The 18,716-nt window shown below is 74.8% G+C and carries 20 protein-coding genes; 9 read left to right on the top strand and 11 right to left on the bottom strand.

Annotated elements, in window-relative coordinates:
- Positions 1-100: 100 nt before the first annotated feature.
- A complete protein-coding gene (locus tag Sya03_RS15875; RefSeq protein WP_203939076.1) occupies positions 101-2,287 on the bottom strand; it encodes a bifunctional glycosyltransferase/CDP-glycerol:glycerophosphate glycerophosphotransferase in 2,187 nt (728 codons plus the stop codon).
- Positions 2,284-4,206, bottom strand: coding sequence for a DUF5941 domain-containing protein (locus tag Sya03_RS15870; RefSeq protein ID WP_203939075.1), 1,923 nt, complete (start codon positions 4,204-4,206; stop codon positions 2,284-2,286). Before Sya03_RS15870 ends, Sya03_RS15875 begins: the two co-directional genes overlap by 4 nt.
- 215 nt (positions 4,207-4,421) lie before the next feature.
- On the opposite strand from Sya03_RS15870, the gene Sya03_RS15865 reads away from it, so the two are divergent.
- The 3 genes from Sya03_RS15865 (at position 4,422) to Sya03_RS15855 (ending at position 5,192) form a co-directional block, all read left to right on the top strand.
- Positions 4,422-4,616: a PspC domain-containing protein gene (locus tag Sya03_RS15865; RefSeq protein WP_203939074.1), complete on the top strand. Its 195-nt coding sequence runs from the start codon at positions 4,422-4,424 to the stop codon at positions 4,614-4,616.
- A 70-nt stretch (positions 4,617-4,686) separates the two neighbouring features.
- The gene (locus tag Sya03_RS15860) at positions 4,687-4,938 is read left to right on the top strand and encodes a type II toxin-antitoxin system Phd/YefM family antitoxin (protein WP_203939073.1); all 252 of its coding nucleotides are present in this window, start codon (positions 4,687-4,689) and stop codon (positions 4,936-4,938) included.
- On the top strand, positions 4,935-5,192 hold the full coding sequence (locus Sya03_RS15855; protein ID WP_203939072.1) for a Txe/YoeB family addiction module toxin: 258 nt from the start codon (positions 4,935-4,937) through the stop codon (positions 5,190-5,192). The genes Sya03_RS15860 and Sya03_RS15855 overlap by 4 nt, the downstream gene beginning before the upstream one ends.
- Positions 5,193-5,196: 4 nt before the next feature.
- Here the strand turns inward: Sya03_RS15855 and Sya03_RS15850 are convergent, their stop codons facing one another.
- The gene (locus Sya03_RS15850) at positions 5,197-5,964 is read right to left on the bottom strand and encodes a DUF4230 domain-containing protein (protein WP_203939071.1); all 768 of its coding nucleotides are present in this window, start codon (positions 5,962-5,964) and stop codon (positions 5,197-5,199) included.
- A gap of 157 nt (positions 5,965-6,121) precedes the next feature.
- Here Sya03_RS15850 and Sya03_RS15845 point away from each other — a divergent pair, with 157 nt between their 5' ends.
- The gene (locus tag Sya03_RS15845) at positions 6,122-7,114 is read left to right on the top strand and encodes a CDP-alcohol phosphatidyltransferase family protein (RefSeq protein WP_203939070.1); all 993 of its coding nucleotides are present in this window, start codon (positions 6,122-6,124) and stop codon (positions 7,112-7,114) included.
- Here the strand turns inward: Sya03_RS15845 and Sya03_RS15840 are convergent.
- The 6 genes from Sya03_RS15840 to pdxH form a co-directional block, all read right to left on the bottom strand.
- Positions 7,081-8,247, bottom strand: a complete 1,167-nt coding sequence (locus Sya03_RS15840; RefSeq protein ID WP_203939069.1) for an acyl-CoA dehydrogenase family protein — start codon at positions 8,245-8,247, stop codon at positions 7,081-7,083. The two genes, Sya03_RS15845 and Sya03_RS15840, sit on opposite strands and share 34 nt — an antisense overlap.
- 14 nt (positions 8,248-8,261) lie before the next feature.
- Entirely contained in the window at positions 8,262-8,552 is a 291-nt protein-coding gene (locus Sya03_RS15835; RefSeq protein ID WP_203939068.1) for a type II toxin-antitoxin system VapB family antitoxin, read from the bottom strand.
- A gap of 83 nt (positions 8,553-8,635) precedes the next feature.
- Positions 8,636-9,253 (bottom strand): nitroreductase family protein, encoded by a 618-nt coding sequence (locus Sya03_RS15830; protein ID WP_203939067.1) that lies wholly within the window; start codon positions 9,251-9,253, stop codon positions 8,636-8,638.
- A complete protein-coding gene (locus tag Sya03_RS15825; RefSeq protein ID WP_203939066.1) occupies positions 9,254-10,183 on the bottom strand; it encodes an aldose 1-epimerase family protein in 930 nt (309 codons plus the stop codon). It abuts the gene before it with no gap.
- 10 nt (positions 10,184-10,193) lie between these two features.
- Positions 10,194-11,477 (bottom strand): MFS transporter, encoded by a 1,284-nt coding sequence (locus Sya03_RS15820; protein ID WP_203939246.1) that lies wholly within the window; start codon positions 11,475-11,477, stop codon positions 10,194-10,196.
- 12 nt (positions 11,478-11,489) lie between these two features.
- A complete protein-coding gene (gene pdxH / locus Sya03_RS15815) occupies positions 11,490-12,137 on the bottom strand; it encodes a pyridoxamine 5'-phosphate oxidase (protein ID WP_239107569.1) in 648 nt (215 codons plus the stop codon).
- A gap of 158 nt (positions 12,138-12,295) precedes the next feature.
- On the opposite strand from pdxH, the gene Sya03_RS15810 reads away from it, so the two are divergent.
- Positions 12,296-13,402, top strand: a complete 1,107-nt coding sequence (locus Sya03_RS15810) for a citrate synthase 2 (protein WP_203939065.1) — start codon at positions 12,296-12,298, stop codon at positions 13,400-13,402.
- Positions 13,403-13,512: 110 nt separating this feature from the next.
- Positions 13,513-14,640: a phosphoserine transaminase gene (serC, locus tag Sya03_RS15805; protein ID WP_203939064.1), complete on the top strand. Its 1,128-nt coding sequence runs from the start codon at positions 13,513-13,515 to the stop codon at positions 14,638-14,640.
- Positions 14,641-14,665: 25 nt separating this feature from the next.
- Here the strand turns inward: serC and Sya03_RS15800 are convergent, their stop codons facing one another.
- Positions 14,666-15,253 (bottom strand): suppressor of fused domain protein, encoded by a 588-nt coding sequence (locus Sya03_RS15800; RefSeq protein ID WP_203939063.1) that lies wholly within the window; start codon positions 15,251-15,253, stop codon positions 14,666-14,668.
- A 113-nt stretch (positions 15,254-15,366) separates the two neighbouring features.
- Here Sya03_RS15800 and Sya03_RS15795 point away from each other — a divergent pair, with 113 nt between their 5' ends.
- From Sya03_RS15795 to sepH, 3 genes are all read left to right on the top strand, one after another.
- Entirely contained in the window at positions 15,367-15,867 is a 501-nt protein-coding gene (locus tag Sya03_RS15795; protein WP_239107568.1) for a SigE family RNA polymerase sigma factor, read from the top strand.
- Positions 15,864-16,955, top strand: a complete 1,092-nt coding sequence (locus Sya03_RS15790; protein ID WP_203939061.1) for a hypothetical protein — start codon at positions 15,864-15,866, stop codon at positions 16,953-16,955. Before Sya03_RS15795 ends, Sya03_RS15790 begins: the two co-directional genes overlap by 4 nt.
- Positions 16,956-17,089: 134 nt before the next feature.
- Positions 17,090-18,172: a septation protein SepH gene (sepH, locus tag Sya03_RS15785; protein ID WP_203939060.1), complete on the top strand. Its 1,083-nt coding sequence runs from the start codon at positions 17,090-17,092 to the stop codon at positions 18,170-18,172.
- Here the strand turns inward: sepH and thpR are convergent.
- The gene (thpR, locus tag Sya03_RS15780; protein ID WP_203939059.1) at positions 18,169-18,714 is read right to left on the bottom strand and encodes an RNA 2',3'-cyclic phosphodiesterase; all 546 of its coding nucleotides are present in this window, start codon (positions 18,712-18,714) and stop codon (positions 18,169-18,171) included. The two genes, sepH and thpR, sit on opposite strands and share 4 nt — an antisense overlap.
- Positions 18,715-18,716: the final 2 nt, after the last annotated feature.

Genomic DNA, 18,716 nt, shown 5'->3' with positions numbered 1-18,716 from the left:
GCCCTGGCCCCCAGCGCAGTAACTGTGTCGACAGACGTCACTGGTTAGCTATCGGGTGAACGTGCCATTTGCCCAGCGTGACGGCCTGATCACCCGGGAGCTACGCGCGATCACCCTCCGTGAGGCCCAGCATGACCCGGCGGACGACGCGCTCCGCCGCTCCCCCGTCGTCGAGGTAGCAGAACCGGCTGCGGAAGTGCGCCCGCGCCTTGGCCGCGGTGTCGCCGGCGTAGGCCCCGCTGGTGTACGCGTCCACCAGGTCGGCGTAGGTCGTCGCGACGATGCCCGGCGGCTCCGCCGTCAGGTCGAAGTAGACGCCGCGCAGCGCCCGGTACGCGTCCCAGTCCGGCGCGAAGATCACGATCGGCCGGTCCAGCACGCCGTAGTCGAACATCAGCGACGAGTAGTCGGTGACCAGGGAGTCCGCCGCCAGGTAGAGGTCCTCGACCACCGGGTACGCCGACACGTCGATGACGTTGCCGGCCCGCGGGAACTCGCCGCCGCCGCCCGGCGGGACGTGGAAGTAGTGCGCGCGCACCAGCAGCACGTGGCCGGGGCCCAGCTTGGCGGCGAAGTCCTCGACGTCCATCAGCGGGGTGCCCGGCGGCAGCCACTCGCGGTGCGTCGGGGCGTACAGCACCACCGTCTCGCCCGGGGCGATGCCGAGCCGCTCGCGCACGGCCGCACCCTCCTCGGGCCCGGCCAGGGCGAGCCGGTCGTTGCGCGGGTAGCCGACCTCCAGGGTCTCGTACCGGCACGGGTACGCGCCGTCCCACGCGATGGTGGTGTGCGCGTTGGAGGTGACGCTGAAGTCCCACCGGTCGGCCCGGCGCATCTGCGCCTCGAAGCCCTTGTCGGTGGCGCCCGCCGGGTGGTCGGCCTGGTGCAGGCCCATCTTCTTCAGCGGGGTGCCGTGGTGGGTCATGACGTGCGTGGTGCCGGGCCGCTTGACGGCGTCGTTCGGCCAGTTGACGTTGTTGATCAGGTAGCGGGCGCGGGCCAGCGCCCGGAAGTACGCCGGCGTGCCCGCCACCACGTACGGCACGCCCTTCGGCATGGCGGCGGCCCGGGCCCGGTTGACCACCCACACGCCGCGCACGCCCGGCGCCAGCTCCTTGGCCCGGGCGTAGATCGCGCCCGGGTTGCAGGTGACCCCGCGGAACCAGTACGCCGAGTACAGCGCGAGGTTCTGGTCGATCGGCCGGGTGAGCTGCCAGCGGTAGTAGCCGCGCAGCAGCAGCGCCCGCGCGTTCAGGGCGCCCCGCTTGGCCAGCCGTTTGCCGCCGCGCAGCTGCCGCTTGCCCCACTTGGCGGTCTTCACGAACGTGTTGAACGCCTGGAAGGTGCGGTACGCGCCGCGGCCGACGAGCCGGTGCCGCACGCCCTGCGCACCGCCGGGCACCGGGTACCCGCCCGGCGGGACGTGCCGGCGGTACTGCTCGGTCATCGAGGTGAAGAACCGCTTGCGCGACTTCGGCGGCACCCGCTCGCCGTGGCGCAGCACGGTCAGGTGGTGCCACACCATGCGCCGGAACAGGTGCGGGCGCAGCGCGTCGGCGTGCGGGGTGTGCTCGGCGACGATCTCGTACGTGCGGTCCCAGTGGCCGAAGATCTCGAAGTGCTTGTCGCCGACGGTGCGGGTGGCCGCGCCGCTGCGCCGCTGGCGGTACTTCACGCAGTCGCGCGCCAGCGTGCTGATCTTGTCCGCGGCGGCGAACACGCCGTAGGTGAAGCCCAGGTCCTCGTACCAGCCGGACTCGAACCGGTAGCCCATCCGCAGCAGCAGCTCGCGGCGCACGATCTTGTTCCAGCACACGTGCAGCACGTCGACGATGCGCGGCCACTCGTCCAGCCGGAACGACTCGGGCGCCTCGGCCAGCAGCTTCGCCGCGGTGCCCGGGGTGACCTCGCCCGTCCAGTAGCTGCGGTCCCAGCCGACCACGAGCACGTCGGCGCCGGTGCCGGCGAGCCGCTCGGCGACCGCCCGCAGCGAGCCGGGCGTCAGCCAGTCGTCGGCGTCGACGAACCAGACGAACTCGCCGGTGGCGTGGTCCAGCCCCAGGTTGCGGGCCTCGCCGACGCCGACGTTCGCCGGCGGGCGCACCACCTTCACCCGCGGGTCGCGGGCGGCGTACTCGTCGAGGATCGCGCCGCTGTGGTCGGGCGACGCGTCGTCGACGGCGACGATCTCGAAGTCGGTGAACGACTGGTCGAGGACCGAGTCGAGGCACTGCCGCAGGTACCCCTGGACCTTGTGCACGGGCATGACGACGCTGAGCAGGGTCACGCGGGAACACCTTCCGCCTGGGCAGACCGGCGCCCCGCCAGGGCGCCGATGACGAACGCGCCGCCGCCGAGGCAGGCCAGCACGATGGTTCCCCCCGTCGCCCAGCCCGCCGCCGCGGCGAGCGTGAGCAGCACGACCACGACGTCCCAGCCCGGGCGGAGCCGGACCACCCGGTCGGGCGCGCCCTTCTCCATCAGGGCGGTCACGTCGTAGTGGTGCAGCGCCAGCGTGAACACCAGCGCGAAGACCAGCGGCGCGGGCACGGCGCACGCGACGCCCACCCCCGCCACGAACAGGTACTGCCCGGCGCGCAGCGCCGCCGGCACCAGCCAGTCGAGCGCGCCGTCGTGCGCGGCCCGCGACGGCAGCCCGGCCGCGAGCACCCCGAGCGCCGCGAAGGCGACCGCCAGGCGCGGGTCGTCGCCGAGCCGGCCGGCGGCGGCCAGCCCGAGCAGCACGGCCCCCGCCGCGACGCCCAGCAGCGCGAACGCCAGCGGCCCCGGCAGGCCGGACCCGCCGAGCAACCGGGCCACCGGCCCGTCGTCGCGGTGCCGCGCGACGTCCGTCGTGGCCAGCACGCCGACGCGCATCCCGCGGGCGCGCAGCGTGCGCAACCCCAGGGTGTACGCGGCCGCGAGCAGCCCCCACCCGAGCACGCCGAGCAGCGCCACCCGCCCGTCCGCGACGGCGGCCAGCACGGCGATCAGCGCCCACCGCTCGCCGATCGGGAAGACCACGATGCGCTTCAGCCAGTACGCGGGCGAGCCGGTGTCGGCCTGCACCCGCTCGGAGGCGCGCGACAGCCGCCCGCTCACCCCGCCCGCGGCCTGCCCGCCGGCCTGCCGCCGGGCGGCCTCGTCGTGCAGCGCGCCGTACCAGGCGTCGGTCATGTGCCGCACGGTCTGCAGGATCATCGCCGCGATCGCGAGCGGCCAGGCGTGCTCCAGGCCCAGCCGGTCGGCCCCGGCGGCGAGCCCGGCGTACGCGGCGTACTCCTTGGCCCGGTCGGCCATGGTGTCGAGCCAGCCGCCGAACGGGGAGAACCGGCGCGTGTAGCGGGCCAGCTGGCCGTCCACGCAGTCGAGCACGAAGCCCAGGTACAGCAGCACCGCGCCGGCCACCATGGCGGGCCGCGACGCCTGCCAGAACGCCAGCGCGGCGGCCACCGCGAACAGCACCGAGACCGCCGTGACGCCGGTCGGGGTGAGCCGCAGCCGGGCCGCCCACTTCGTGACCACCGGCGACCACGTCGAGACGGCGTACGTGGTGAAGAAGTCGTCCCTCTCCTTGACGGCCAGCCGCAGCAGCGCGGCGTCCTCGTCGATGGCGGCGGCCCGCGCCCGGGCGGCCGCGAACCCGGCGGCGTCGCCGACCCGCTCGGCGTGCAGCAGCCGCACCCGCACCGCCTGCGGGGCGACGCCGGCGCGCAGCAGCTCGGGCAGCAGCAGGTCGACGGCGGACGCGACGCGCACCCCGACGGCGGCCCCGCCCGCCGAGCCGAGCCGCTCGGCGGCGGCGGCCAGGGCGGGCAGGTCGCGCGGGGCGACGCAGAGCGCGCCGAGGAACCGCACGTTGGACGGCCCGGCGACGATGCGGCCGCGCTCCTCGCGGGCGTCGCCGTCGGCGTGCGGGCCGCCCGGCGCGGCGACCAGGGCGGCGGTGCGCCCGGCCGGCTCGGTGGCCAGCAGCCGCAGCAGGCCGCCGTGCGCGACCAGGTCGCCGGCGACGAGCAGCAGCGGGCCGGTGGCGGCGCGGGCGAGCGTGGCGATGGCGGCCAGGTCGGCGGCGGGATCGCGCTCGGCGATGAGGTGGATGTCGTGGGCGCCCGCCGCGGACACGCCACGGGTCAGCGCCGCCCACGTCTCGTCGAGCAGCGCCGGATCGAGGTCGGCGGCCCCGACCAGCACCGCGACCGTCACCTGCAGCCTCCCACCAGGCACCCGCCGGGGCCTCTCCGCCACACGGGCGACAACCCGCGTCACCTTAACAGCGGGAGACGGCCGGGCCAGGGTTGCCCCTACGGGAGGTGAAGACCCCGGATCGGCCTGCCGGTTGAGGGCGGCGGTGCGCGGGCACCCTACCGTCGAATGCAGGTGGCGGCACCGCGCCGGCACCGACCGAAGGAGTGAGGACCATGAGTCGCCTGTCGAGGCCCCGCAACGATCGATGGATCGCCGGCGTGTGCTCCGGCCTGGCCCGCCGGTTCGGAATGTCCGCCAACACCATGCGCCTGATCTTCGTGATCTCCTGCCTGCTGCCCGGTCCCCAGTTCCTTCTCTACCTGGCCCTGTGGATCGTGCTGCCGAACGAGGAGCGCTACGCGGCCTGACGTTGCCCGCCGCCTCCGCTCGGCGTACAGTTTCGTGTACGTACACGATGCTGTACAGAACGGGGGCGGCATGCGCACCATGACGGCCACGGAGTCGCGGGCCAACTACGCCAAGATGCTGGACGACGTGGTGAACGACCGCGAGGAGGTCGTCATCACCCGGGCCAACAAGGAACCGGTCGTCGTGGTGGCGCTCGACGAGTACCAGTCACTCAAGGAGACCGTGCATCTCCTGCGCAGCCCGGCCAACGCCCGGCGGCTGCTCTCCTCCATCGACCGGCTCGAAGCCGGCGAGGGCGACGTGCACGAGCCCGTCGAGTGAAGTACGTCTGGGACCAGCACGCCTGGGACGACTACCTCTGGTGGCAGACCCAGGACCGGAAGCTCCTCAGGCGGATCAACACGCTGATCAAGGACATCGAACGCAACGGCAACGAGGGCATGGGCAAGCCCGAGCCGCTCAAGCACGGGCTGCACGGGTACTGGTCGCGGCGCATCACCGACGAGCACCGGCTCGTCTACAAGGTCGTCGGCGACGAGATCCGCATCGCCCAGTGCCGGTACCACTACGAGTAGCCCGTCACACGGCGGCGAACTCGACCGTCACCGTCGTGTAGCCGAGCGAGCGCAGCAGGCCCTCCAGCATCTTGCGGGTGTTGTCCTGGGCCTTCTGCGCGAGCCCGCTCTGCGTGGCCGCCTCGGTGATCCGCTGCTCGCCGAGGCGATACACCTCCTGCTGCTGATTCGGGTCGCGGGCGATCGCGTCGCCGATGCCGGTGAGCAGCCCGCGCTCCTCGGAGAAGACGTAGCTCTTGTCCGTGTCCAGCGCGGCCTTGCCGAGCTGCGGCGGGGGCAGCTTGACGACCGCGGTCTTCCCGTCGTCGGACACCGTGACGGCGCCGTCGCCGATCTGCGAGAAGTCCACGTACGCCTCGACGGTGCCGGCCGCGACGAACAGGGTGCGGCGGCCGAGCAGGAAGTCGGGGATGTTCTCCCGGCCGTCCTCGATGTCGACGATCACCTGGAAGGTGCCGTCGGCGCCGACGAACCGGCTCAGGTCGCGCATCGACTGCAGCAGCACGGGCTGGCTGCGGTCGGTGCGTTCCGACGAGAACGGGTTGTCGAAGTTCGGCACGATCAGCCGGAAGCCGACCACGGCGGCCGCGATCAGCGCGGCGACCAGGCCGAGCGCGACGAGCAGGCGCACCGGGCCGGAGCGGCCGGGCGGCGGTGGCGCGACGGCGTCCTCGGGCGGGTCGGCGGGTTCCGGCGCGCTCGCACCGGCGCGGCCCGGCGCGTACGCGGGCCACTCCTTGGTCGGGTCGTCGACGTCCCCGGGCTTGGTCATCGCCGCTCACCTCTTCACCGACGTCGTTACCCACCACCGTACGGACCGCAAACGACCGCCGCCCGCCACGCGCGGGTCCTTGGCGCGGCCTGTGCCCCTACCGGTACCCTCGGCGGACGCCGGAAGGCTTCTGCATGAACTAGAGGTGGGACCGTTGGTGACACGTACGCCGATCGCCGAGATCCGCGAGCGCACCTACAAGAGCCGTGACGCCTGGTGGACGGTCGTCGTCGTCGACCCGATGGCGGTGCACCTGGTCCGCTGGGTGGCGCCGTACCGGGCGATCACGCCGAACCGGATCAGCCTGTTCGCGTTCGTGCTCGGCCTGGGCGCCGCCGCGTGCTTCGTCGCCGCCGACCCGCTGTGGCTGGTGGTCGGGGCGCTGCTGTTCCACATCGCGTTCGTCGCCGACTGCGTCGACGGCAAGGTGGCCCGGCTCAACGGCAGCGGCACGGCGTTCGGCGCGTGGCTCGACTACATGCTCGACCGCATCCGCGTGGTCACCTGCACCGTCGCCCTCGTCGGCACCCAGTGGGTGCTGACCGGCGAGGACTACTGGCTGGTGCTGGGCGGCGTCATCGCGTTCCTCGAGATGTTCCACAACCTCAACGCGCTGGAGATCGCCCGGGTCAAGGGCGGCATGCGGCGCAAGCTGGCCGCCGCGCACAAGCGCGCCGCCGAGGCGGACGGCCGCCAGGTCGGCCTGGGCCCGCGCTTCGTCGAGGAGGTCATGAAGGAGGTCCCCAAGGGGGAGGCCACCGAGGAGCACCTCGCCGACGTCAACCGCACGGTCGTCGACCTGAACGAGGAGTTCCGCTCGAAGTTCGGCGCGTTCGTGCACTTCCGCAACGCGCTGCGGCGCAGCCGCATCCGGCCGAACCTGGTCAGCACGATCGAGTTCGCGATGGGCTGCTTCATCTTCGCGCCGATCGCCGGGGCGATCTTCGGCAGCGGGGCGATGGCGCTGACCATCGTCATCACGTCGGTGCTGATGCTGGTCTTCGACCTGGCGATCATCTACAAGCTCTACCTGTCGACCAAGGGCTTCGAGAAGCAGTACGCGAAGGCCCTGGCGAAGGCGGAGGAGGCCGAGGCGCGCGCCGCCGAGCGCGACGCTCAGGCGAACGCGGACACCCCGGTCAGCGCCTGACCCAGCACCAGCTGGTGGATCTCCGAGGTGCCCTCGTAGGTCAGCACGCTCTCCAGGTTGTTGGCGTGCCGCATGATCGGGTACTCGGCGCTGACCCCGTTGGCGCCGAGGATCGTGCGGCACTGCCGGGCGATGGCGATGGCCTCCCGCACGTTGTTCAGCTTGCCCGCACTGACCTGTTCGGGCCGCAGCCCGGCGGCGTCGTGCCGGCGGCCCAGGTGCAGGGCGAGCAGCCAGCCCTTCTGCAGTTCGAGCGCCATGTCGGCGAGCTTGGCCTGGGTCAGCTGGAAGCCGGCGATGGGCCGGCCGAACTGCTCGCGGCTGGTCGCGTACGCGATGGCGGTGTGCAGGCAGTCGCGGGCGGCGCCGAGCGAGCCCCACACGATGCCGAACCGGGCCTCCGTCAGGCAGGACAGCGGGGCGCGCAGCCCGCGCGCCTCCGGTAACCGGGCGTCGTCGCCGACGCGCACCTCGTCGAGCGTGATCTCGCCGGTGGCGGAGGCGCGCAGCGACATCTTGTTGCGCACCTCCCGCGCGGTGAAGCCGGGGGTGCCGGTGGGCACCGCGAACCCGACGACGCCCTCCTCGGCCCGCGCCCAGATGACCGCCACGTCGGCCACCGGCGCGTTGGTGATCCACATCTTGCCGCCGGTCAGCACCCAGCCGTCGCCGTCGCGGCGGGCCCGGGTGGCCATGCCGGCGGGGTCGGAGCCGTGGTCGGGCTCGGTCAGGCCGAAGCAGCCGATCAGCTCGCCCGCGGCCATGCCGGGCAGCCAGCGCTGCTTCTGCTCCTCGGAGCCGTAGCGCCAGATCGCGTACATGGCCAGCGAGCCCTGCACGCTGACCAGCGAGCGCACCCCCGAGTCGGCGGCCTCCAGCTCCAGGCACGCCAGCCCGTACGCGACCGCGGAGGCGCCCGCGCAGCCGTAGCCGGTGAGGTGCATGCCGAGCAGGCCGACCTCGCCGAAGGTGCGGGTCAGGTCGCGGACGGGGGCCTCGCCGCGCTCGTACCAGCCGGCGACGTGCGGGCGGACGGCGTCGTCGGCGACCCGGCGGACCAGGTCGCGCATCGCGCGCTCCTCGTCGGTCAGCAGGTCGTCGAGGTCGAGGAGGTCGAGCGGGGCGACGGGCATGCCGCCCAATCTAGCTAGAGCGTCAGCACCCGGGCGTGGATCTGGTTGCGCTGCTGCAGGGCGGCGCGCAGCGCCCGGTGCAGCCCGTCCTCCAGGTAGAAGTAGCCCTGGTACTCCACGACGTGCGGGAACAGGTCGCCGTAGAACGTCGAGTCCTCGGCGAGCAGCTTGTCCAGCGCGAGCTCGCGTTTCGTGGTGATCAGGTCGGCGAGCCGGATGGGCCGGGGCGGGATCTCGGCCCACTGCTTGAGCGTCGTGTGGTGATCGGGGTACGGCCGACCGTCCCGAACGCCCTTGAAGATCACGACGGCACGCTCCCCTCCCGCTGGCTGCCGCTGGACCGTGCCAGCCTAGCGACCCGGGCCAACCGGCCGCCCGTCACCCTTGGTCATGCTCCGGGGGCGGTGCGCCATCGGCCGCGGTGCACGACGTCGTCGACGGGCCGCCGGCCGCGGCGCAGCGACGGCGAGCGCCGGTCCGGGGCCGGGTACCCGACCGTGATCGCGCCGACCGGGGTGAACGCCGCCGGCACCCCGAACGCCGCCCGGTAGTCGCCCAGCCGCTGCGGCGGGATGCCGAAGAAGCACGCGCCCAGCCCGGCGTCGACGGCGGTCAGCAGCATCAGCAGCGCCGCGAACCCGGCGTCGACGTGCCAGTACGGCACCGGCCAGCGCGCGGCGTCCCGGTCGGTCCAGCCCTTGTCCGGCTCGGCGTAGCGGTCCAGGTACGCCTCCCGGTTGCCGTGCGGGACGACGATCAGCGGCGCCCGGCGCATGCCGTCCAGCCACGCCGAGCCGCCCGCCCCGGCCGGGGTGGTCGCCGACCAGAACAGCTCCCGGTCGGCGGCCGACTCCAGCACCAGGAAGCCCCAGCCCTGGGTGAACCCGGCCGACGGGGCCCGGGTGGCGTGGTCGAGCAGCCGCTCGACGGCGGCGGCGGGCACGGGCCGGGTCTCGTCGTAGGCGCGGACCATGCGCCGCCGGCGGACGACCGAGTCGAAGTCCATCTACAGCGACGGGCGGATGCCCCAGGTGCCGGTCCAGGTCTGGCCCGGCTCCAGCACGATCAGGTCCCGGCCGGAGCGGAACGCGTCCGGCGGGCAGGTCATCGGCTCGATGGCGACCGAGCGGCGGCGGCGCTCCCCGCCGAGGGTGTCGGCGCTGAACACCTGCCAGTAGGAGAACTGGCCGTCGGCCCACACGTCGAGCGACGGCCCGCCCGGCGCGGCCAGGGTGACGGCCGAGCCGCCGTCCGGGCCGGCCACGACGTCGCCGAACGTGGTGTCGAGCACGGCGGCGCCGATCCGGCGGGGCTCGGCGTAGTCGTAGTCGGTGCCGGCGACCTTGACCGCGCCGATCGGCAGCAGCCGGCCGTCGAACAGCACCCGGCTGCGGGCCGGGACGGTCAGCTCGGCGTCGTCGACGGCCACGCCGGGCAGCCGCAGGTACGGGTGCACCGAGAACCCGAACGGGCACGCCTCGGTGTCGGTGTTGGTGGCGGTGTGCACGGCGCGCAGCCCGTCCGCCCCGACGGTCCAGGTGCTGCGGATCACCAGCGACCACGGGTAGCCCGGCATCGGCGGCAGGTCGTACTCGACGGTGACGGTGTCGGCGGCGTGCTCGACCAGCGTCCAGCGGCCCCACAGCACCAGGCCGTGCAGGGCGGTGCGGGAGGCCGCCTCGGTCAGCGGCAGCTGGTGGGCGGTGTCCCGGAACGTGTACTGCCCGTCGCGGATGCGGCTCGGCCACGGGGCGAGGATCGCGCCCGCCATCGCCGGCGCGATCTCGTCCTCGGCGAAGCCGTCGACGACGTCCCGCCCGCCCACGCTGTAGTGCCGCAGGTTGCCGCCCACCTCGACGACGACGGCCCGGTGGCCGTCGGCTTCGATGGTCCACTGGGTGCCCGACTTCGGTCGCGCGGCGGTGTCGAGGTTCATGCGCGCGACCCTATCGGGTGGCGGGACCGTCACTCTCCGGCCGGTAGCGCCACAGCGCGGGGAACACCGCGACCAGCGCGATCGCCACCGCGGCGGCCGCGAACCCGCCGCCCGCCCAGGACAGCGTGGGCCCGCCCCAGGCGGCGGTCGCGCCCGCGCGCAGGTCCCCCAGCCGCGGCCCGCCGACGACCACCACCGAGTGGACGCCCTGGAGCCGCCCGCGCAGCCGGTCGGGGGCGTACGTCTGCAGGATCGACTGCCGGTAGACGGCGCTGACCAGGTCGGCGGCCCCGGCGACGGCGAGCAGGGCGACGGCCAGCCACAGCGAGTGCGCGAGCCCGGCCACCCCGACGGCCACGCCCCACGCGACGACGGCGGCGGTGAGCGCGACGCCCTGCCGGCGGACCCGGCCGATCCAGCCGGACGTCAGGCCGCCCAGCACCGAGCCGATGGCGATGGCGGCGCTGAGCCAGCCGACGGCCGCGCCGCCGCCGAACCGCTCCGCCGCCACCTCGGGGAACAGCGCCCGCGGCATGGCCAGCACCATCGCGACGATGTCGATGCCGAACGACAGCAGCAGCACCGGCCGGGTGGCGAGGAAGCGCAGGCCGTCGAGCACGCCGCGCAGCCCGGCGGTCGGCCGGGGCCCGTCGTCGGACGGCAGCGGCGGCAGCGGGGGCAGCCGCCACGCCGTCCACAGCAGGACCGTGAACAGCACGGCGTCGACCGCGTACGCGATGGTCACGCCGGCGCCGGTGGACCACACGGCGAAGATCAGGCCGGCGGTCAGCGGCCCGAGCACGCCGCCCGCGGTCTGGGTGGTGTAGCCGAGGGTGTTGGCCGCCGGGACCAGCTCGGGGCCGACCAGGCGGGGGATGATCGCGTTGCGGGCGGGCGCGCCGGCCGCGAACCCGGCCGCCTGCACGGCCGTGATGGCCAGCAGCAGCGCCGGGCTGCGCACGTCGAGCAGCGCCTGGGCGAACAGCGCGCACGTCGCCACCCAGGCCAGCAGGCTGCTGGCCAGCAGCAGCCGGCGCCGGTCCAGCACGTCGGCGGCCGCGCCGCCCCACAGCCCGAAGATCAGCAGCGGGACCAGCGCCGCGACGCCGAGCAGGCCGACCCAGGCCGACGAGCCGGTCAGCTCGTACATCTCGACGGGCACGGCGACGGCGGTGAACTGGATGCCGTAGAACGAGACGCCGTTGCCGACCCACAGCCGCCGGTACGCGGGCACGCGCAGCGGGCGGGTGTCGATCACCCAGGAGCGCCGGGCCGTCTCGGTCACGGCCCGAATCTAGTGGGCTCCTTACGGCGCGAGCCGCTCCACCGACCAGTTCCCTGCATCACACACGTACCGCAGCCGGTCGTGCAGGCGGCTGGACCGGCCCTGCCAGAACTCCACGGTCACCGGCACGACCCGCAGGCCGCCCCAGTGCTCCGGCGTCGGCACGTCCTCGCCGAACCGCTCGGCGGCGCGCTCGTACGCGGCGTCCAGCTCCTCGCGGCCGGCGATCACCGCCGACTGCCGGCTCGCCCAGGCGCCCAGGCGCGAGCCCAGCGGCCGGCTCGCGAAGTACTCCTCCGTCTCGGCCCGGTCCACCCGCTCGACCGACCCGCACACCACCACCTGCCGCTGCATGGCGAACCACGGGAACACCAGGCTCGCCGCCGGGTTCGCCAGCGCCTCGGCGCCCTTGCGCGAGCCGTAGTTGGTGAAGAAGACCAGGCCGCGCTCGTCGTACCCCTTCAGCAGGACGGTGCGGGCACTCGGCCGCGCGTCGGGGGCCGCGGTGGCGACGATCATCGCGTTGGGTTCCGGCAGGCCGGAGGCGGCCGCGTCGGCGAACCAGCGCGCGAACTGCTCCACCCAGGTGGGCGCCAGGTCCGCGCGCCGCAGCTCGGCACGCCGGTAGTCCTCGCGCATCGCGGCCGGCGCCGGTGTGTCGGGCGTCACGGTGTGCCTCCTCGTGCCGCTTCGGGTCGACCTGTCGCTTACCCAACGGGCAAGATGACAAGACATCGCCTCTCGGCCCACGGGTCTTCTCGACAATGAACGGCAAGGCCGGACCGGGGCCCGTCAGTGCGGACGAACCATATCCAGGAGAGCGAGACATGTCCGACTTCAAACCGGGCCTGGAGGGCGTGGTCGCCTTCGAGACCGAGATCGCCGAACCCGACAAGGCCGGCGGGGCCCTGCGCTACCGCGGCGTCGACATCGAGGACCTGATCGGCCAGGTGTCCTTCGGCAACGTGTGGGCCCTGCTCGTCGACGGCCGCTTCGGCCCGGGGCTGCCCCCGGCGGAGCCGTTCCCCGTGCCGGTGCACTCCGGCGACATCCGCGTCGACGTCCAGTCCGCGGTGGCCATGCTCGCCCCGTACTGGGGCCTCGACCAGCTGCTCGACATCAGCGACGAGCAGTGCCGCAGCGACCTGGCCCGGGTGTCGGTCACCGCGCTGTCGTTCGTCGCGCAGGCCGCCCGCGGCCTCGGGCTGCCCGCCGTGCCGCAGAAGGACATCGACAAGGCCACCACCATCGTCGAGCGGTTCATGAAGCGCTGGCGCGGCGAGCCCGACCCGCGGCACGTCAAGGCCGTCGACGCGTACTTCATCTCGGCCGCCGAGCACGGCCTGAACGCCTCGACGTTCACCACCCGCATCGTCGCCTCCACCGGCGCCGACGCCGCGGCCTGCATCTCGTCCGGCATCGGCGCCCTGTCCGGCCCGCTGCACGGCGGCGCGCCGTCGCGCGTGCTGCACATGATCGAGGCCGTCGAGCGCAGCGGCGACGCCGAGGGCTACGTCAAGGGCGTCCTCGACCGCGGCGAGCGCCTGATGGGCTTCGGCCACCGGGTCTACCGCGCCGAGGACCCGCGCGCCCGCGTGCTGCGCCGCACCGCCAAGGAGCTGGGCGCGCCCCGCTTCGAGGTGGCCGAGGCGCTGGAGAAGGCCGCCCTGGCCGAGCTGCACGCCCGCAAGCCCGACCGGGTGCTCGCCACCAACGTCGAGTTCTGGTCCGCGGTCGTCCTCGACTTCGCCGAGGTCCCCGCGCACATGTTCACGTCGATGTTCACCTGCGCCCGCGTCGCCGGGTGGAGCGCGCACATCCTCGAGCAGAAGAAGCTCGGCCGCATCGTGCGCCCGTCGGCGCTCTACGTGGGGCCGCAGCCGCGCAAGCCGCAGGACGTGGAGGGCTGGGACGCCGTCCCGCACAACGTCTGATGTGTCGAGCCTGACAGGGGCCGATCGCTGCACTGATGGGAGGATGGGCGTCGGCAACGGCGCCCGTCCCCCGCCACGCCCCTGCGTCCCGGAAGGAACCACCGATCACCGTGGTCGACCCAACCAGCATCCGGATCCCCGACGAGCTCAAGCCCGCCGACGGCCGCTTCGGCGCCGGACCCAGCAAGGTCCGCCCCGAGTCCGTCGAGGCGCTCACCGCGGTCTCCAAGACCTTCCTGGGCACGTCCCACCGGCAGAAGACGGTGAAGGACCAGGTCGCCCGCCTGCGCCGCGGCATCGCCGAGTTCTACTCGCTGCCCGACGGCTACGAGGTGATCATCTCCAACGGCGGCACCACCGCGTTCTGGGACGCCGCCACGTTCGGTCTCGTCCGGCAGAAGGCCCTGTTCGCCTCGTTCGGCGAGTTCGGCGCCAAGTTCGTCAAGGCCGTCAAGGACGCCCCGTGGCTGGACGAGCCGTCGGTGCGCAAGGCCGACCCGGGCACCGCGCCCGAGCTGGTCGCCGAGGCCGGCGTCGACGTGTACGGCACCCCGCACAACGAGACCTCCACCGGTGTCAGCGTGCCGGTGAAGCGCGTCGCCGGCGCCGACGAGGGCGCGCTGCTCCTCGTCGACGCCACCAGCGCCGCGGGCGGCCTCGACGTCGACGTCGCCGAGACCGACGTCTACTACTTCGCCCCGCAGAAGGCGTTCGCCTCCGACGGCGGCCTGTGGATCGCGCTGTTCTCGCCCGCCGCGCTCGCCCGCGTCGAGGAGATCAAGGCGTCCGGCCGCTACATCCCGGCGTTCCTCGACCTGCAGACCGCCGTCGAGCAGTCGCGGCTGGAGCAGACGTACAACACCCCGGCCCTGGCGACGATCTTCCTGGCCGCCGAGTCCACCGACTGGATGAACGCCCAGGGCGGCCTCGCGTGGGCGGCCAAGCGCACCGCCGAGAGCGCCCAGGCCATCTACGGCTGGGCCGAGCGCTCCGCGGTCGCCACCCCGTTCGTGACCGACCCGGCGCTGCGCTCCAACATGGTCGCCACGATCGACTTCGCCGACAGCGTCGACGCCGCCGCGATCGCCAAGGTGCTGCGCGCCAACGGCATCGTCGACACCGAGCCGTACCGCAAGCTGGGCCGCAACCAGCTGCGCGTCGCGCTCTACCCGGCGGTGGACCCGTCGGACGTCGAGGCCCTCACCGGCTGCATCGACTACGTGCTCGGCCAGCTCTGACGCACGCTCCGCGGGGCGTCGCCGGTCACTCCGGCGGCGCCCCGTCGCGTACGGCGGCCAGCGAGGCGCGGCCCAGGTCGGTCAGGTCCGGGTCCTCGGCGACCAGTGCCCGCTCGAACGCCTGCCACCCGCGCGCCGCCACGAACGCCGCCTCCGCCGCCGTGATCGGCACCAGCCAGGTCAGCACCACGGTGCGCGCCGGCATGCGGCACACGCCGAAGCCGTCCGGCACGTAGCCGGGCGCCGCCGCGTACAGGGCGGTCACGGTGCCCGTGCCGAACACCGGCCCGTGCGGCCCCAGCACCTCGCCGCGCAGCAGCCCGCGCCCGGAGCGGACCAGCTGGCCCGCCACCTGGAACAGCACCGCGGCGGCGTTGCGGGGCGGGTCGGCCGCGGGCAGGTGCAGCACCAGCTCCTGGTGCAGCCCGGCGCCGCCCGGCTGGGCGAGGTGGTGGTTCGACAGGCCCAGCGTGGTCAGCGTGAGCGCGCCGTCGAACGGCCGGTCCGGCCCGTACCGCAGGACCTGCACGCCCTCGGGCGTGCGCTCGCCGCCCCCGCTGCCGGCCACGATCGGCCCGAGGTAGGACTCGAGGTGGACGACGAGATCACTCACCGGTCGATCCTGCCCCGGCGGCGGCCCCGCCGCTCGGCCGGGGTGCGCGACAATTCCCCCGCCCGCGTGCAGGGTCCGGGGCGTCCCCCGCCTCGACAGGGGTGGAGGTGGCCGTGAGACCGAGCACCGAGCAGGAGTTCCTGGCATTCGTCGCCGCCGCGACGCCGGCGCTGTTCCGGGTGGCGTATGCGCTGACCGGCCAGCAGCAGGCGGCGGAGGACCTGTTGCAGTCCGCGCTGGAACGGGTGGCGGCCCGCTGGCGCCGCATCGACGACCCCGGCGCGTACGCCCGCACGGTCATGTACCACGAACAGATCTCCTGGTGGCGGCGCTGGAAGCGGCGCGAGGTCGTGGTGGCGCGGCCGCCGGAGCGGGTCGCCGACGACCCGGCGGCGGGCGTGGCGCTGCGGCTGAGCCTGCGCGCCGCGCTGGACCGGCTGGGCCCGCGGCAGCGCGCCGTGCTGGTGCTGCGCTACCTGGAGGACCGGCCGGAGGCGGAGGTGGCCCGGCTGCTCGGCTGCTCGCCGAAGACGGTCGCCAGCCAGGCGTCGCGCGGCCTCGCCCGGCTCCGCGAGCTGTGCCCGGAACTCGGTTCCCTGGAGGAGGCGCGATGAACGACGTCCGTACCGCCCTGCGGGACCTCGCCGACGAGGGCCGCCCGGTCGACCTGGGCGCGGCGGCGCTGCGCGGGCTGCGCCGCCGGCGGCGCCGGAACGCGGCGCTCGGGGCGGCGGCGGTGGCCGTGCTGGTCGCCGTGGCGGCGCTGCCGTGGTCGGGCCTGCGCCGCCCGGCGCCCCCGCCCGCCGCCCCGGCGGCCGGTCAGCACGTGGCCGCCGCGTACGCCGACGCCGACGGCGCCTGGTGGGTGCTGGACCCGGCGACGGGCCGGCACCGGCGGACGGCCGCCGACGTCCTGGCCGTCTCCCCCACGCTGGACCGGGTGGCGGTGCGGCCGCCCGAGCGCGAGCGGACCCTGCTGGCGGTGGAGGCGACGGCGCTCACCGGGCCCGCGACCGTCCTGGTGCGGCTGCCCGCCGAGCCGCGGTCGGCGCAGTGGTCGCCGGACGGCTCCCGGCTGGTGGTGGCCCTGGAGCCGGGCCCGGTGGGCGACGAGTTCGTCGACCCGGGCTTCACCGACGTGGCCGTGGTGGACGCGGTGACCGGCGCGGTCGACCGGTTCGGCCTGGGCCTGGGCGAGCTGCGCCGCGCGCTGCGGGTCTGGTGGGGCGACGACGGCACCCTGCTCGCCGCGGTGGCCACGGTGGACGCGGTCGAGGTGCCGCGGGAGTTCGAGGTCTACTCCGCCGAGGGGTCGCTGCGGCGCCGCGACCCGGCCCCGCGCGGGCAGTCGTGCTCCGGCCGGCTGAGCGCCGCGGCCGTGCCGCCGGTGCTGGCGGGCCGCCCGCTGGCCTGCACCCGCGGCGCCACGGAGATCACCCTGTGGACCACCGGCGAGGGCGGCCCGGCGGTCGCCGGGCGGCTGCCGGTGGAACCCGGCCAGACCGTCGCGCCGGTCGGCTGGTCCGATCCGGACACCGTCGCGGTGCTGCGCGAGACGCCCGCCGGGGTGTCGCTGCACAGCGCCGACCTGCGCACCGGCCGCCTCGGCCCGGCGGCCCCCGGGCTGCCCGCGGATGCCACCGAGGTGGTCGTCGGACCCGCCGACGGCCTCTCGGCTGCGGCCGCGGACCTGGCGTTCTAGCCTGGACCGACGTTTGGACATTGACGGCGTGGCTTACCCCCATCGGGTGAGTCGTCAGCGTACGGTGGTTGGCAACGCGCCCGGGTGTGGCTCACTCTCGGGAGCACAGGCCAGCACGGGACGGAGGCACCGCGATGCGGCCAGTACGCTTCGTCGCCCTCTCCGAGGACGGCCAGGCCTTGGTGCTCGCCGACGAGGTCGGCCGGCTCCTCGCGCTCCCCATCGATGAACGCGTCAGCGGCGCCATGGGCGGTGACCACGCCGGCGCTCCGGCGAGTTCGCCCACGTCGCACGCCCACGACATGGTGCCGTCGCTGTCGCCCCGCGACATCCAGGCGCGCATCCGCTCCGGCGAGAGCGCGGAGGAGGTCGCCCGCATCGCGGGCGTGCCGGTCGACCGCGTGCTGCGCTACGCGGGCCCGGTGCTGCAGGAGCGCGCGATGCTCGCGCAGCACGCCCGCCGCACCCGGCTGAAGACGTCCGACACCGGCGCCCCGCTGGCCGAGGTCGTCGACAGCCGCCTCGCCCAGCACGGCATCGACACGGAGAAGATCTCCTGGGACGCGTTCCGCCGCGAGGACGGCACCTGGCGCATCGTCGCCACGTGGCCGTCCGGCAAGGCGACGGCGCAGGCCGCGTGGGATCTCGACAAGACCCGCCAGCTGGTGGCCCCGCACGACGACATGGCGCAGTACCTGTGCGCCGAGCGCCCCACGCCGATCCTCGGGCAGGAGCCGGTGGAGCCGCCGCGCGGGCACGGCCTGCCGGTGCGCGGCGAGCCCGCCCGCGGCGGCCACGGCCTGCCCGCGGCCGCGGCGGAGACGACCACGGCCCCGCGCCCGGGCCGCGACCCGATCCGCGCCGGGCGCGACGCGCTGCTGGCCTCGCTCGACCGGCCGCTCGGCCAGTCGTCCGGCCGCGGCCTCGACACCAACGAGCCGGTACGCCGCTCGCAGCCGGTCTCCGGGGGCGCCGCGGCGCTGCTGGGCGGCGGCGCCGGTTCCGCGTTCGACGACGACGCCGACCTGCCGAAGGAGGTGCCGGCGGTGCCGTCGCTCGCGGTCCTGCGCCCCCGGCGCACCCCGAGCAGCGGCGGCCAGGGTCAGCAGCAGGGCGCCGGCGAGGCGTCCGGCGACCCGGCGAAGGCCCGCAAGCGCCTGCCGAGCTGGGACGACGTCCTGTTCGGCGGGGGTCCCGCGGCCCGCGAGTCCAGCTAGCCCGACAGCCGTCCGACGGCCCGCACCTCGTAACCGGGGTGCGGGCCGTTGCGGCTCTCCACCAGGGCGATCTCGCCGGCCGTCCACGGCGGACCGGCGTAGCGGCCGAGCGCGTCGCGGTCGGCGTCGACCTGCTCGCGGGTGAGCCGGTCGCCGGGCCGGGCGAGGGTGAGGTGCGGCCGGAACGGCTTGCGGTCGAACGGCAGCCGGGCCCGGCGCAGCGCCGCCCGGACCGCGCCGGCGAGCGGGTCGAGGTCGCCGTCGACGCCGGCCCACAGCAGCGTGAACCGGCCGCGGCCGAACCGCCCGCCGCCGGCGATGCGCAGCTCCGGCGGCTCGACGGCCACCCCGGTCAGCGCGTCGGCCGCGGCGGGGAGCCGGTGCTCGTCGACCTCGCCGAGGAACGCCAGCGTGACGTGCCGGCGCTCCGGCGGGACGAGCCGGGTGTTGACCGCGGCGGTGGCCACGTGCAGGCCGGCGACGGCCCGGGCCAGGTCGTCCCGGGCCGCGGGCGGCGGGAACACGCCGACGAACAGCCGCACAG

The sequence above is a fragment of the Spirilliplanes yamanashiensis genome (genome assembly GCF_016863475.1).
GTDB classification, from domain to species: domain Bacteria; phylum Actinomycetota; class Actinomycetes; order Mycobacteriales; family Micromonosporaceae; genus Spirilliplanes; species Spirilliplanes yamanashiensis.
The sequence above is the reverse complement of the archived record's forward strand: the minus strand, read 5'-3'. Positions and strand labels throughout refer to the sequence as shown.